The sequence below is a fragment of the Aquabacterium humicola genome (assembly GCF_030167915.1).
GTDB lineage: Bacteria > Pseudomonadota > Gammaproteobacteria > Burkholderiales > Burkholderiaceae_C > Pseudaquabacterium > Pseudaquabacterium humicola.
Genome location: NZ_JARGNB010000002.1, coordinates 626,018 through 640,504, shown reverse-complemented (window position 1 = coordinate 640,504; position 14,487 = coordinate 626,018). Strand labels below are relative to the sequence as shown.

Annotated in this window: 13 protein-coding genes; 2 read left to right on the top strand and 11 right to left on the bottom strand. The window is 71.2% G+C overall.

The annotated features are described in order from the left end of the window. Positions 1-2 precede the first annotated feature (2 nt). The 5 genes from P1K89_RS13185 to P1K89_RS13165 all read right to left on the bottom strand — a co-directional run bounded on the left by P1K89_RS13185 (position 3) and on the right by P1K89_RS13165 (position 6,306). The gene (locus P1K89_RS13185) at positions 3-1,259 is read right to left on the bottom strand and encodes an ABC transporter substrate-binding protein (RefSeq protein ID WP_284616913.1); all 1,257 of its coding nucleotides are present in this window, start codon (positions 1,257-1,259) and stop codon (positions 3-5) included. Positions 1,260-1,299: 40 nt separating this feature from the next. Beyond that, positions 1,300-2,814 carry an aldehyde dehydrogenase family protein gene (locus P1K89_RS13180; RefSeq protein WP_284616912.1) on the bottom strand — a complete coding sequence of 505 codons (1,515 nt, stop codon included), beginning with the start codon at positions 2,812-2,814 and terminating at the stop codon, positions 1,300-1,302. Between the two features lie 84 nt (positions 2,815-2,898). Then, positions 2,899-3,678, bottom strand: coding sequence for an enoyl-CoA hydratase/isomerase family protein (locus tag P1K89_RS13175; RefSeq protein WP_284616911.1), 780 nt, complete (start codon positions 3,676-3,678; stop codon positions 2,899-2,901). Continuing rightward, entirely contained in the window at positions 3,671-5,266 is a 1,596-nt protein-coding gene (locus P1K89_RS13170; protein WP_284616910.1) for an acyl CoA:acetate/3-ketoacid CoA transferase, read from the bottom strand. The genes P1K89_RS13175 and P1K89_RS13170 overlap by 8 nt, the downstream gene beginning before the upstream one ends. Then, positions 5,263-6,306 (bottom strand): Gfo/Idh/MocA family protein, encoded by a 1,044-nt coding sequence (locus P1K89_RS13165; protein ID WP_284616909.1) that lies wholly within the window; start codon positions 6,304-6,306, stop codon positions 5,263-5,265. Before P1K89_RS13165 ends, P1K89_RS13170 begins: the two co-directional genes overlap by 4 nt. A 110-nt stretch (positions 6,307-6,416) precedes the next feature. Between P1K89_RS13165 and P1K89_RS13160 the strand changes: the two genes are divergently transcribed. After that, positions 6,417-7,433 (top strand): LacI family DNA-binding transcriptional regulator, encoded by a 1,017-nt coding sequence (locus P1K89_RS13160; protein ID WP_284616908.1) that lies wholly within the window; start codon positions 6,417-6,419, stop codon positions 7,431-7,433. Positions 7,434-7,657: 224 nt separating this feature from the next. Continuing rightward, positions 7,658-8,878, top strand: coding sequence for an HDOD domain-containing protein (locus P1K89_RS13155; RefSeq protein WP_284616907.1), 1,221 nt, complete (start codon positions 7,658-7,660; stop codon positions 8,876-8,878). A gap of 13 nt (positions 8,879-8,891) precedes the next feature. Here the strand turns inward: P1K89_RS13155 and P1K89_RS13150 are convergent, their stop codons facing one another. The 6 genes from P1K89_RS13150 to P1K89_RS13125 are packed head-to-tail and all read right to left on the bottom strand — an operon-like array spanning position 8,892 to position 14,379. Further along, a complete protein-coding gene (locus tag P1K89_RS13150) occupies positions 8,892-9,803 on the bottom strand; it encodes an SDR family oxidoreductase (protein WP_284616906.1) in 912 nt (303 codons plus the stop codon). Then, complete coding sequence (locus P1K89_RS13145) at positions 9,800-10,735, bottom strand: glutathione S-transferase family protein (RefSeq protein ID WP_284616905.1); 936 nt, start codon at positions 10,733-10,735, stop codon at positions 9,800-9,802. Before P1K89_RS13145 ends, P1K89_RS13150 begins: the two co-directional genes overlap by 4 nt. A 24-nt stretch (positions 10,736-10,759) precedes the next feature. Further along, positions 10,760-12,397, bottom strand: a complete 1,638-nt coding sequence (locus P1K89_RS13140) for an acyl-CoA dehydrogenase family protein (RefSeq protein WP_284616904.1) — start codon at positions 12,395-12,397, stop codon at positions 10,760-10,762. A gap of 17 nt (positions 12,398-12,414) precedes the next feature. Continuing rightward, positions 12,415-12,870 carry a GNAT family N-acetyltransferase gene (locus P1K89_RS13135; protein ID WP_284616903.1) on the bottom strand — a complete coding sequence of 152 codons (456 nt, stop codon included), beginning with the start codon at positions 12,868-12,870 and terminating at the stop codon, positions 12,415-12,417. Positions 12,871-12,892: 22 nt separating this feature from the next. Further along, positions 12,893-13,912 carry an NADP-dependent oxidoreductase gene (locus tag P1K89_RS13130; RefSeq protein ID WP_284616902.1) on the bottom strand — a complete coding sequence of 340 codons (1,020 nt, stop codon included), beginning with the start codon at positions 13,910-13,912 and terminating at the stop codon, positions 12,893-12,895. Further along, entirely contained in the window at positions 13,909-14,379 is a 471-nt protein-coding gene (locus P1K89_RS13125) for a PaaI family thioesterase (RefSeq protein ID WP_284616901.1), read from the bottom strand. The genes P1K89_RS13130 and P1K89_RS13125 overlap by 4 nt, the downstream gene beginning before the upstream one ends. Positions 14,380-14,487 lie beyond the last annotated feature (108 nt).

The following is a 14,487-nucleotide window of genomic DNA, read 5'->3' as shown; positions in this document are numbered from 1 at the left end:
GGTTACTGCTTCGCAGCGGAAAGCAGCGCCGCGACGGCCTTCTTGTCGTCGAGCTGGCCGTTGAAGTGGCGCGTGATCACGTCGTAGAACGCGTTCTTGATCGAGGCCGGCACCGCGTGGCCGTGGGCGATCGAGCCGACCAGCGTGTCGTTCTTCGTCGCCGCGGCCAGCTCCTTCATGTCGCGCTTGCCGCAGGCGTCGAAGGCCTTGTCGGCCACGTCGCTGCGTGCGGGCACCGAGCCCTTGAGCACGTTGAAGGCCGACTGCACCTCGGGATTCATGATCTCGGCGGCCAGCCGGGCCTGCGCGGCGGCCTTGTCGCCCTTGACCTTGAACATCGCGAACTGGTTCGAGAGGTAGGACACCATGCCCGCGGTGCCCGGCAGCGGGAAGCACAGGAAGTCCTTGCCCGGCACCTTGTTGGCGTTGACGAACTCGCCCTTGGCCCAGTCGCCCATGATCTGGAAGCCGGCCTTGCCGCTGATGACCATGCTCGACGCGATGTTCCAGTCGCGGCCCGAGAAGTCCTTGTCGACCAGCTTGCGCAACTGGCCCATGCGATGGAACACCTGCTCCGTCGTCGCCGAGCCGAGCGCCTTCGCATCGAGCTCGATGAAGGCCTTGCGGTAGTAGTCGACGCCGCCGGTGGCGAGCACCACGCCGTCGAAGATCGTCGCTTCCTGCCACGGCTGGCCGCCATGGGCGAGCGCGACGAAGCCCGCCTTCTGCACCTTCTCGGCCGCGGCGATGAACTCGTCCCAGCTCTTCGGCTCGGCGGTGACACCGGCCTTGGCGAGCACGTCCTTGTTGGCCCAGACCCAGTTGATCGCGTGCACGTTGATCGGCGCCGCGACCCAGGTGCCGTTGAACTTCGAAAACTTCTGCACCGCCGGCGGGACCGACTTGTCCCAGCCTTCGGCCTTGGCCTGCGCATTGAGGTCGGCGAGCACGCCCTGCCTGGCCCAGTCGGTGAGGTCATGGCCCATCAGCAGCACCGCGGTCGGCGGCACGCCGGCGCTGAGGCGGGTGCGCAGCGTGGTCATCGCCTGCTCGCCACCGCCGCCGGCCACCGGCATGTCCTTCCAGGCGAAGCCGGAGGCTTCGACACGGTCCTTCAGCACCTTCAGCGCGGCGGCCTCGCCGCCGGAGGTCCAGAAGTGCAGCACCTCGATCTGCTGCGGCTGCTGTGCACGCGCGCTGCCGGCGGCCAGCCCGGCCACCAGGCCCAGCGCCACGGTCACGGGAATCTTCTTGCTCATCGAAACGGTCTCCATCCTCATGCTTGGGGGGAACGAACGGTCAGCGCGGCAGCCACCAGTCGGTGCGCCGGCCCAGGTGAAGGTGCAGGGTCTTGGTCTCGGTGTAGTCCTCGGCGGCCTGGCGGCCGAGCTCGCGGCCGAGGCCGCTTTCGCGGTAGCCGCCGAACGGCAGCTCGGCGTGGCCTTCGAGGAAGGTGTTGACCCACACGGTGCCGGCCTTGATGCGGCGCGCGGCCGTCACGCAGGTGTCGAAGTCCTTGCTCCACACCGCGGCCGACAGCCCGTACAAGGTGCCGTTGGCGAGCGCCACCGCGTCGTCCAGGTCGCGGAACGGCAGCACCGCGAGCACGGGGCCGAAGACCTCCTCGTGCGCGATCGCCATCTCGCGCGAGACGCCGCTGACCACCGTCGGCTCGAAGAACATGCCGGGGCCGGCGAGCGTCGAGCCGCCCAGCTCGACGCGCGCGCCGGCTTCGCGCGCGGCGCGCACGTGGGCATCGATCGTCTGCAGCTGGCGCTCGGTGGTGATGGCGCCGACCTGCGTATCGGGCAGCAGCGGATCGCCGACGCGCACCTGGCGCGAACGCTCGATCAGCGCGCGGCCGAAGTCCGCGGCGATGGCTTCGTGCACCAGCAGGCGGCTGCCGCTGTTGCAGCACTGTCCGGCGTTGAAATAGACACCGAAGACCGCGGCATCGAGGGCGGCATCGAGGTCCGCGTCCGGGAAGACGATCTGCGGGTTCTTGCCGCCGAGCTCCATCGACACCTTCTTCAAGGTGCGCGCGGCTTTCGCGACCGCTCCCTTGCCGATCGTCGTGGAGCCGGTGAAGGACACCATGTCGATCCGCGGATCGGTGACCAGCTCCTCGCCGACGACACTGCCCGGCCCGACGAGGATGTTGACGACCCCCGGCGGCATGCCGGCGTCGAGCAGGATCTCGCCCAGCATCACCGTCGTGCCCGAGGTCACCTCGGCCGGCTTGACCACCGTGGTACAGCCGGCGGCCAGCGCGAACGGCAGTTTCTGGCTGACGATCAGGAACGGGAAGTTCCACGGCGTGATCACGCTGACGACGCCGATCGGCTCGCGCAGCACGACGCCGAGCGTGGCCTCGCCGAGCGTGTCGTAGCTGTCGCCATGCAGCTGGCGCGCGAGCGCCGCGGCGTAGTGCCAGAGCTCGGCGGCGGCATCGATCTCCTGGCGCGCCTGCGCCAGCGGCTTGCCGTTCTCCAGCGTTTCCAGCAGCGCCAGGGACTCGCGGCGCGCGGCGATGCCGTCGGCCACGCGGCGCAGGATCGCAGCGCGCTCGGCGCCCTTCATCCGCGGCCACGGGCCGCTGTCGAAGGCGCGGCGCGCGGCGGCGATCGCGTCCCGCGCGTCGGCCGCGCCGGCCTGGGCATAACAGGCAACAAGCGCGTCATGCGCGGGAGAACGGCGCTCGAGACGGGCACCGTCGCGGGCATCGGTCCAGCGGCCGTCGATCAGCAGCCGGCCCTCGAACGGCGGGCGGGCCAGGATCTCTTGCGGGGCGGCGGTGGCAGACAGGGCAGACATCGGGTCGTTTGAGAAGTCAGAGGTGGATCGGATCTCGGCGGCCGGCGGTTCGGCGGTCAGCGGCCGGCACTCATTGGCCGGCACTCATCGGCCGGAATACCGCGGCGGCCGCCGCTCCTTGAAGCTCGCGAGGCCTTCGGCCGCGTCCGCCGTGGTGGCCGACAGCGCGCCGGCCAGTCCTTCCAGCACGGCGGCCGCGCCTTCGCCGGCCGCGGCATTGATCAGCTGCTTGGTCAGCTGCAGCGACACCGGCGCCTGCGCCGCCATCGTTTCGGCCAGCGCGCGGGCCGCGGCGCCCAGGTCGGCGGCCGCATGCACCTCGTGCACCAGGCCGATCGAGCGCGCCGCGACAGCGTCGATGCGCCGCCCGGCGAGCGCCAGGTACTTGGCCTGCGCCGGGCCGACCAGGCCGACCAGCCGCTGCGAGCCGGACCAGCCGGGGCAGGTGCCGATCGAGGCCTCGGGCAGCGCGAACTGCGCGGTCTCGGCGGCCAGCCGGATGTCCGCGGTGATCGCCAGTTCGAGACCGCCGCCGAAGGCATGGCCGTTGAGCGCGGCGATCACCGGTTGGCGCAGCCGCGCCCACTGGTCGAAGACCTGGTGGCCGCGCCGCGTCCAGCGGCGCCACATGTCCAGCGGCGCGAGCGCGGACCACTCGCCGATGTCGGCGCCGACGCAGAAGGCCTTGTCGCCGTCGGCGCCGAGGATCACGACGCGGATCGCCGCATCGGCGTCGATCGCCCGCGCCGCGGATTCCAGCTCGTCGAGCATCGACGGCGTCAGCGCATGCAGTTTCGCGGCGCGCGCGAGCGTCACCGTCGCCAGCGTGCCGTCGCGTTCGATGCGCACCATCGGCTCAGCCATGGCCCACCTCCTTCGACGCCAGCCGCAGGCCGAACGGCTCCGGCCGGAACAGCACCGCATCCATCGTCTTCAGGTCCGACGCCACCTGCAGCGGCACCTCGGACTGGCCCAGCACGTCGCGGTCCAGGTCGACGCCGGGCGCGATCTCGCGCACCACCAGCGCGTCGGCCTCCAGGTCGATCACGCAGCGTTCGGTGACGTAGGTGACGCGCTGGCCGCGCTGGCGCGCGACACGGCCGCTGAAGGTGATGTGCTCGCTGGTGCGCACGAACTTGCGCGAGCGCCCCTCGCGCACGATCGTCAGGCGGCCGTCGCCGACCTCGAGCTGCGCGCCGGCGGTGAAGAAGCCGGAGAACACGATGCGGCGCGCGTGCGCGGTGATGTCGACGAAGCCGCCGCAGCCCGCGGTCAGGTAGGGCCTGGCGCCGAGCTTGGAGACGTTGACGCTGCCGTCGCCGTCGACCTGCAGGAAGGACAGCAGCGTCGCGTCGAAGCCGCCGCCCTGGAAGTAGGTGAACTGGTTCGGCGACGAGACGATGGCATCGGCATTGGCCGCGCAGCCGAACGCGAAGCCGAGCAGCGGCATGCCGCCCACGGCGCCCTGCTCGATGGCCCAGGTCACCTCGTCGTGCAGGCCTTCCTCGAGCAGGATGCGCGGCACGTTGGCCGAGATGCCGAAGCCGAGGTTCACGCAGGAACCGGCGGCGAGCGCCATCGCCGCACGACGGGCGATCACCTTCTCAGGCCCCCAGGGCTGCAGCTCGAAGGCCGCGGCCGGCTGCACGATCTCGCCGCTGATCGCCGGGTCGTACGGCGTCTGCGTGGTCTGCCACTGGTCGGGATCGATCACGATGTGGTCGACCAGGTTGCAGGGCACGTGCACATCGTGCGGCCGCAGCGTGCCGGCCTTGACCATGCGCTTGACCTGCGCGATGACGATGCCGCCGTTGTTGCGCGCGGCCAGCGCCTGCTCCAGCCCGCCGAGCAGCGCGCCCTCGTGCTCGTAGCTCAGGTTGCCGCGTTCGTCGGCGGTGGTGGCGCGGATGATCGCCACGCGCGGCACGACGGCCGGGAAGTACAGCCACGAGCGGCCGTCGAACTCCACCTTGCGCACCACCGGCTCGCCCTGCGCGGCGGCGGCGTTCATCGCGCAGCCCTGCAGCTCGGGATCGACGAAGGTGCCCAGGCCCACCTGCGTCAGCACGCCGGGGCGGCGCGCGGCCGCATCGCGGTGCATGTCGAACATCAGGCCGCTGGGCACGTTGTAGGCCTCGACCTGGTTGTCGATCACCATGCGCCAGATCTCGGGCATCGGCAGCGACGACGGCCCGCTGGGATACGAACCGGCCAGCACGCGCGACAGCAGCCCCGGGCGGGCCAGGTGGTCGATGCCGCGGATGCCGTACATGTCGCCGGCGGCGATCGGGTGCAGCGTGGTCAACCGGCGCGGCGCGCCCTCGCGCTCGAAGCGCGCGCCGATCGCGGCGAGCACCTTGTCGGGGCAGCCCAGGCCGCTGGACGAGCTGACGCTGATCACGTCGCCGTCGCGCAGCAGTGCGGCGGCCTGGTCGGCGGTGATGAGCTTCATGCGCCGGCTCCGTCGGTGGACGCCGAGGGCGCAATGGCCACGCGCTGGCCGCCGCGGCAGGCCTGCTGAACCGCCAGCGCAGCGGCCAGCGAACGCACGCCGTCCTCGCCGCTCGCCGAGGGCACGCCTTCGCCCGCCATCGCGGCGCAGAACGCCGCGACGCCGCGGATGTAGAGGTTCTCGTGCACGACGTCCACCGGCCGCTCGCCGCGGTCGTCACGCAGCGTCAGCGTGCCGGTGGCGCGCTGCGTCATCACGTCGCGGCCGAACAGCGAGCCGCGTTCGCCGTGGATCTCGATGCCGGTGCCGGCATGCGCGATCGTGAACGCGTCGTGCAACTGGGCCGTCACGCCGTTGTCGAAGCGCAGCACGGCCATCACGCCGTCCTCGAGCCCGCCCTGCCCCATGCCGGCCTGCTGGCCCAGCGCGACCGCCTCGACCGGCTCCGCATCGAGGATGAAGCGCAGCGTGTCGACGTCATGCACGGTGATGTCGAGCACCACGCCACCACCGGCCTGCGGGTTGTCGATGCGCCAGCCCTGCAGCTGCGGCGGCAGGTAGACCGCGTGGAAGACGCGCGCAGCGATCGGCCGGCCGATCGCGCCCTCGCGGACCAGTTCGCGCAGGCGGCGGTGCGTCGCGGCATTGCGCAGGTGGTGGTTGGTCGCGAGCACCACGCCGGCCTCGCGGCAGGCGCGCACCATGCGGTGCGCCGCTTCGAGATCGAGCGCCAGCGGCTTCTCGCACAGCACGTGCTTGCCGGCGGCGGCCGCGGCGAGCGCCTGCGCCTCGTGCCGCTCGTTGGTGCTGCTGATGTAGACCGCCTGCACCGCCGGATCGGCCAGCAGCGCCGCGACGTCATCGCAGGCACGCGCGATGCCGAACTCGCCGGCGAAGGCGCGGGCGCGCGCCAGGTCGCCGCTGGCGACGGCCACCACGTCGTGGCCTGACTGGGCGCGAATGGCATCGACCATGAACTGCCGCGCCACGTTGCTGGCGCCGACCAGTCCCCAGCCGACAGGGGGCTTCGTACGGATCATGAAGGGGAGTCCGCTAGACTTGTTTGGAACGGTTGAGTGGAATGATTAGAACGTTCCAATTCCGCCAGGTCAAGGGCCACATGAACCAACGCGGGAAAACCCCGAATCCCATGCGCAAACCAGAGTCCACCACCCGACCGCCGACGATCATCGACGTCGCGCAAGCCGCCGGCGTGTCCAAGTCGACGGTCTCGCTCGTGCTGCAGGGCAGCCCGCTGATCCGCGAGGAGACCGCCGATCGGGTGCGCGCCGAGGCGCAGCGCATCGGCTATGTCTACAACCGTCGCGCCGCGGAGCTGCGCAGCAAGTCCACCAACGTGATCGGCGTCGTCATCAACGACCTGATGAACCCGTTCTTCGCCGAGGTGCTGGTGGGCATCGAGCGGCGACTGGTGGATGCCGGCTACATCGTCTTCATGGCGCACACGCACGACCAGGTCGACCGCCAGCGCCGGGTGCTGCTGTCGATGCGCGAGCAGAACGTCGCCGGCATCGCGCTGTGCCCGGCGCTCGGCACGCCGAAGTCGCTGCCCAAGGAGATCCAGCAATGGGGGCTGCCGCTGGTCATCATGGTGCGTTCGCTCGGCCCCGGCGCCTACGACTTCGTCGGCCCGCAGAACGAGGCGGGCATGGCCGCCGCCACGCGCCACCTGATCGCCGCGGGCCACCGGCGCATCGCATTCCTGGGCGGCCAATCGGGCATCGTCTACGAGCAGCGACTGGCCGGCTACCGCAGTGCATTGAGCGCGGCCGGACTCGAGCACGACGACGCGCTGCTCGCGCCCGCGCCCGCCACGCGCGCCGGCGGCCATGAAGCGATGATGGCGCTGCTGGACCGCTCGCCGCGCAGCACGGCGGCCGTCTGCTACAACGACATCACCGCCTTCGGCGCGATGGCCGCGCTCGGAGAGCGCGGGCTGCGCGCGGGCACCGACTTCGCGCTGATCGGCTTCGACAACGTGCTGGATGCCGCGCACTCCAACCCGCCGCTGAGCACGATGGACATCCGTCCCGGCGAACTCGGCGAGCAAGCCGCCACGCTGCTGATGGCCCGCATCGGCGACCCGGCGACCAAGCGCCAGACCTACCTGGCCGAGCCCCGGCTGCAGCTTCGCCAGTCCGCTTGAACGCGCCCTGCAGGTCCAGCACCCGCCAGCAAGGGGTCAGGCCGATGCCGAAGCCGGCGACCGGGGGTCAATGCCCAGTTCCCGCGGCAAGGCGATGCGCTAGCCTGCCGGCCATGTTGCGAAGGCTGTTCCATCGCCTGCTTGGGCGTCCACCGGCGCCCCCGCCGCCCTCACCGCCCCGGGGCCAGCGGCGCGAACCCGGTGCCCCGTCGCTGCCGCCGGCGGTGTTGCCGGTCGCGGTCGGCGCACACCGGCCGCTGGTGTCGACGAAGGGCGCGATCGTCGGCTTCGAGTTCCGCATCGCCGATGCGGCGCTGCAGCGCCTGCGCGAGCGCGCCGATCCGGCCGCCGCGGCGGCCGGCACGACGGCGGTGCTGGCCGCGATGCGGCTGACCGCGCAGCGCGGCCAGGTGGCGTTCAGCGAGCTGCCCGCCGGCTGGCTGGCGCGCGCCGGCCACGAGGCCTTGCAGCCGGGCATGCACATCGCGCTGGCGGCCCGTGGCACCGACGATCCGCCCGCGGCCGAGCTGCCGGGGCTGCTCGCCGCCTGGCGCGGTGCCGGTGCATCGATCGGCTGGCGTCCCGGGGCCACGCCGGACGGCCTGCCGCCGGAGGCGCGTCCCGACTTCCTGCTGTTCCACGCGATCGACGGGGCGATCGCCGCGCTGATCGACGTGCTGCGCTCGCAGCGCACGGCGGACCCGGCGCTGCCGCTGGTCGTGCTGGACCTGCCGGGCATCGACGCGCTGGAGGCCGCGCTCTTCGTCGGCGTGAACCTCGCCGCCTGCAGCCTGGACGGGAGCCTCGAGCCGAAGGAAGCCCGCGCGCTGCCGGCGCAGGTGCAACAACTGCTGCGGCTGATGAGCCGGCTGGCGCGGGATGCGGACACCGCCGAGGTCGTCGCGGCCATCAAGGCCGACGTCGGCCTGAGCTACCGGCTGCTGCGCCAGCTCAACAGCGCGGCGCTGAATCCGAACGGCGACGAGCTCGGCTCGATCGAGCAGGCGGTTGCGCTGCTCGGCCGCAACGAGCTCTACCGCTGGGTGTCGGTGCTGCTGGTGCGGCAGGCGCCGGCGCGACCCGCGTCGTCGGCGCTGCAATCGATGGCGCTGGCGCGCGCGCGCTTCTTCGAGCTGCTGGCCGAAGCGCGTGGCGAGGCGGCCGCCGGCGCGCTGTTCACGATGGGGCTGGCCTCGATGCTGCCGCAGCTGCTGCAGGCGCGGCTGGACGATGCGCTCGCGTCGCTGCAGCTGCATCCGCAGGCTGCCGCCGCACTGCTGGACCGCGAGGGCCCGTGGACCGCGTACCTGACCCTCGCCGAGGTGCTGGACGAAGGCGACCTCGTCGAAGGCGCCGCGCTCGCCGAGGCTTTCGGCGGCCTGCCGCAGGTGCTGTCGCTGTCGGCGAAGGCCTGGCTGTTCGCGAGCCAGGCAACCAAGGCGTAGCCGGCCGGCCGCGTCAGCCCTTCAGGGCATCCTTCAGCAGCTGCCGCAGCTCCGGCCGGTCCTTGAACGGATCGCTCGGGTTGCGCAGGGCCACGATGTCGTCCAGGCGGGCCTGGATCGGCAGCAGCGCCTTCGCGTTCGGATGGCTGAAGACGTAGAAGCGGTTCGCCTCGATCGCGTCGAACACGAACTGCGCGACGTCGGCGGCAGAGACGCGGCCGCTGGACACCGCCTTCTCACCCAGCAGCTTGGCCGCGCGCTGGCTGGGGGTCAGCGTCGCGCCGGCATCCTGCAGCTCGGCCGGCCGCGCGCGGTCGCTGCGGGCGATGCCGGTGGGCACGAAGTACGGGCACAGCACGTGCGCGTGCACCTGCTCCGTGACCAGCGACAGGTCCTGGTACAGCGTCTCGCTGATCGACACCACCGCGTGCTTGGTGACGTTGTAGGCGCCCATGTTCGGCATGTTGACCATGCCGGCCATCGACGCGGTGTTGATCACATGGCCTTGATAACCCGGATCGGACGCGGCCGCTTCGAGCATCATCGGCGTGAATACGCGCACGCCGTGCGCGACGCCCATCAGGTTGACGCCGACGGTCCACTCCCAGTCCTTCAGCGAGTGTTCCCAGATCAGCCCGCCGCAGGAGATGCCGGCGTTGTTGAAGACGATGTGCGGCGCGCCGAAGCGCGCCTTCGCCGCCGCGCCGAGCGCCTCGACTTCTGCGGCCTTCGAGACGTCGACGCGGAACGGCAGCACCGCGGCGCCCAGCGCCTCGATCTCGGCCGCGGCCTGTGCCAACGGCTCGGCCATCACGTCGGCCATCACGACGTTCATGCCGCGCCGCGCGGCGATGCGCGAGGCCTCGAGGCCGAAGCCGGACGCGGCGCCGGTGATGACGGCGGTGCGGCCCTTGAAATCCTTCATGAGAGCTTTTCCTTCTTGATCTGGAAGCCGGCGCGCGGGAAGTGCACGTGCACGGTGCCGGCGCGTTCGTCGGTGCGGCGGATGACCACCTCGCCGGCCGACAGGCCGACCAGCGTGCCGGCGATCGGGTCGCAGCCGTAGTCGGTGGCGTAGACGTTCACGGGCTGCCCGGCTTCGAAGCCGAGCGACGGCTCGACCGTCGTCGCTGCATGACCCGGCGCGCTGGCCGCGATGGCGATCGCCTCGGTGCTGGTCAGGTCGTCGTGCGTCGCATGGCCGAAGGCCTGCATGCGGTCCGACCAGGCGAGCAAGGCCGGATGGGGATTCAGGACGTGCGCGACCGGCGCCGCCTTGCGGATGAACCACACGCAGTGGGCGACCGCGAAGTCGGCGATCGACAGCGCAGCGCCGAAGAGGTACGGCCCGCCCTGCGCCAGCTGCGCGTCGAGCGCCGCCAGGTGCGTCTTCAGCTGCACGGCTGCATCAGCCAGCGTCATGCGCTTCATGCCCGAGGTCATCGCCGCGCGGTCGGCGGCGAAGTGCTGCAGCAGCTCGGGGCCGGCGTCGCCCAGCATCGCGACGGCGCCTGCCGGCTGCATCGCCCAGGCCGCCGCGCACCAGAACAGGTGGAAGTCGGCCCATTGCGCGAACTGCGGCGCCAGCGGCAGCGACGCGGGATAGAGCGTCGGCGACGGCTGGCGCTGCTCGAGCAGGCGCGCGATCAGCGCGGAGTCGCAGTAGATGTCGGCACCAACCTGCAGGAACGGCGTCTTGCGGTAGCCGCCGGTCAGCGCAACGACATCGGGCTTGGGCATCACGACCGGGATGTGCACCGAGCGCCAGGCCAGGCCCTTGGCGCCAAGGATCAGGCGCACCTTCTCGGAGAACGGCGAGTTCGGGTAGTGGTGCAGGATCAGGTCGCTGGTGGCCATGCTCGTGTCTCGTTGTCCGGTGCCTCAGTGCAGCTGAGCGCGGCTGATGATCGCGTCGAGCCCGCAGCCCGAGGGCAGCGCGCCGAACACGTCCGAGCCCTGCTGCAGCCGCGCGGCGCAGAAGGCGCCGAAGACCGCCGACGGCGCATGCTGCTTCAGCAGCGCCGCCTGGATCACCAGCGCAGTGTCGCGCGCGAGGCGACGCGCCTCGGTCTCCTCGGTGACACCGTCGAGCCCCTCGAGCACATGGTCGAGCATCGCGTCGAAGGCCGGGTGCGCACCGCGCGCCGGTGCCACCTCGTCGCGCAGCGCCTCGCCGACCGGCCCGCCGCGCAGCGCGCGCAGCAGGTCCAGCGCCATGATGTTGCCGGCGCCCTCCCAGATCGAGTTCAGCGGCATCTCGCGGTAGATGCGCGCCATCACGCCTTCGCCGTTCTCCTCGACGTAACCGTTGCCGCCGAGGCATTCCATCGCCTCCTGCGCGAAGTGGCTGCCGCGCTTGCAGATCCAGAACTTGGCGATCGGCGTCAGCACGCGGCGCATGACGGCCTCGTGCTCGTCGCTGCCGTTCTCGGTGCGGTCGATGGTCCGTGCCAGACGCAGTGCCAGCGCGGTGGCGGCTTCGCTCTCGAGCGCCAGGTCGGCCAGCACGTTCTTCATCAGCGGTTGCTCGATCAGCCGCTTGCCGAAGGCGCGCCGCTCTTCGCAGTGGTGCAGCGCGATGCTCAAGGCCTGGCGCATCAGTCCGGCGGTGCCGAGCGCGCAGTCCAGCCGCGTCAGCGCGCCCATCGCCAGGATCTGCGGCACGCCCCGGCCCTCCTCGCCGACGCGCCACGCGGTGGCGTCGCTGAACTCGACCTCCGAGCTGGCGTTGGCGTGGTTGCCGAGCTTGTGCTTCAGGCGCTGGACCCGGATCGCGTTGACGGACCCATCGGGCAAAAGACGCGGCAGGAAGAAGCAGCTGAGGCCGCCCGCGGTCTGCGCCAGCACCAGGAAGGCATCGCACATCGGCGCCGACATGAACCACTTGTGGCCGGTGATGCGGTAGCGCGCGCCCCAGCGGTCGCTGCCATCGGGCTCGGCCCGCGTGGTGTTCGCGCGCACGTCCGAACCGCCCTGCTTCTCGGTCATGCCCATGCCCAGCGTCACCGCGCTCTTCGCATGCCAGGGCGCGAATCGCGGGTCGTACTGCGTCGACGTGATCTTGGGCCCCCAGTCCGCGTAGAGCGCTTCCTCGACGCGCAGTGCCGGCGTCACCGCGTAGCTCATCGATACCGGGCACAGCACCGACGGTTCGCCCTCGGTGAACAGCATGAAGCCGGCGGCGCGCTCCAGGTGCCCGCCGGCGCCCAGCGACCACGGCGTGCCATGCAGGCCATGCCGCAGCGCGGCGCCCAGCAGCACGTGGTAGCTGGGATGGAACTCCACCTGGTCGATGCGCCGGCCGAAGCGGTCGTGCGAATGCAGCACCGGCGAATGCAGGTTCGCCAGCCGCGCATGCTGCTGCATCGCCGACGAGCCCATCTCGGCGCCGAGCGCGACGAGACGCGCCGTGTCCAGCGACGGCGCGTTGAAGCGCAGCGCATCCTGCAGCGCGCGGTTGCCGGTGAAGAGGTTCACGTCGGCGAGCGGCGTGCTCTGGTTCAGGACCTCGTGCGTCATGTCTGCCCCTCGAGTGATCATCGCGGTGCCCTCCACATGTCGACGTGCGCAATGCCGTCCTCGTCGTACGGATCGCCGGCGGTGACGAAGCCATGCCGGCCATAGAAGCGCTGCAGGTGCGCCTGCGCGCCGATGCGGTTGCCGCGGCCGGGCCAGACCTCGTCGCAACGTTGCAGTGCCACGCGCAGCAACTCGTCGGCGGCGCCGCTGCCGCGCATCGCCGCATCGAGCACCACGCGGCCGATCGACGGTTCGGCGAACTTCAGCCCCGGATCGACGACGCGCAGGTAGGCGCGCAGCACGCCGGCGTCGTCGCGGCCGAGCAGGTGCCAGCTGTCGCGGTCCAGGCCGTCGGGATCGAGGTAGGCACAGTTCTGCTCGACGACGAAGATGCGGTTGCGCAGCGCGAGCATGTCGTAGACGCTGTCGGCGTCCAGGTCGCCGAAGCGGCACCAGGTCCAGCGCAGCGTCATCGTGCCCCCACGCGGTCCGCCCTCAGACCAGCTTCACCAGTTGCTTGCCGAAGTTGCGGCCTTTCAGCAGGCCCAGGAAGGCCTCCGGCGCCGCGGCCAGACCCTGCGCCACCGTCTCGCGGTACTTCAGCTTCTTCGTCGCCACCAGCGTGCCGAGCTCCTTCAGCGCCTCGGGCCAGACGTCCATGTGCTCGCTGACGATGAAGCCTTCGAGCTTCATGCGGTTGGTCAGCAGCAGCTGCGGGGCGGCCATCGGGATCGGCTGGCCGTCGTAGCCGCTGATCATGCCGCACAGCGCGATGCGCGAGAACGCGTTCGCGCGCTGCATCACCGCATCGAGCACGACACCGCCGACGTTCTCGAAGTAGCCGTCGATGCCTGCCGGGCAGGCGTCCTTCAGCGCAGCGGACAGCGCCTTCACATCGCGGTGCGCCTTGTAGTCGACGCAGGCGTCGAAGCCGAGCTCGTCGACGACGTAGCGGCACTTGTCCGCGCCGCCGGCGATGCCGACCGCGCGGCAGCCGCGCACCTTCGCCAGCTGCCCCACGGCGCTGCCGACCGCCCCCGACGCCGCGCTGACGACGACGGTCTCGCCGGCCTTCGGCGCGATGATCTTCACCAGGCCGTACCACGCGGTCACGCCGGGCATGCCGACCGCGCCGAGGTAGGCCGACAGCGGGATGTGCGTGGTGTCGACCGTGCGCAGCAGGCCGCGCTGCGACGCGTCGACGATCACGTAGTCCTGCCAGCCGCCCATGCCGACGACGGTGTCGCCGACCTTGAAGGCCTCGTTGTTCGACGCCACCACCTCGCCGGCGGTGCCGCCGATCATCACCGTGTCCAGCGGCTGCGGCTGCGCGTAGCTCTTGCTGTCGTTCATGCGGCCGCGCATGTACGGGTCGAGGCTGAGGTAGTGGTTGCGCACCAGCACCTGGCCGTCCTGCAGCGCGGGCACCGGCGTCTGCACCAGCCGGAAGTTGTCGACCGTGGCCTCGCCCGTAGGGCGCGAGGCGAGCAGGATCTGCTGGTTGACGAGGCTCATGGGCTGTCCTTGGAAGGCGGGTTCGGGGGGGTCGGGGTCTGCGTGGTCACGCGGCCGCGGGCCGGCAGCCCACGCAGGTACTTGAAGGTGCCGGTGGCCTGCGCGCACAGCGCGCCGTGCTCGTCGTAGAGCGAGCCTTCGCAGAAGGCCATCGTCGTTGTCCTGTGCAGCAGCTTGCCGATGGCACGCAGCTCGCCTTCGGCAGGCCGCATGAAGCTGGTCTTCATCTCGATCGTCGCGACGCCCTGGCCCGAGGCGTGCGCGCTGCGCGCGGCATGGGCCATCGCGACGTCGAGCATCGTCATCACGACACCGCCGTGCGCGACCTCCCACGAGTTCAGCAGCGCCTCGTGCAGGTCACAGCGCAGCTCGGCATGGCCGTCGCGAAAGCCGTGCAGCTCGAGGCCGAGCTTCTCCACGAAGGGAATGCGCACCGGGAAGGGCAGCGGCGGCGGCTTCTTGCTCATGTCGGCCCCTCGTCCGATGAGTACATCGGCCGGCCCTGCAGGCCGCGCCGAGCCTTGCAGCTCGGCCCTTCGCCAGGCGTGGACAGTCCACTGGACTGTCCACGTCCG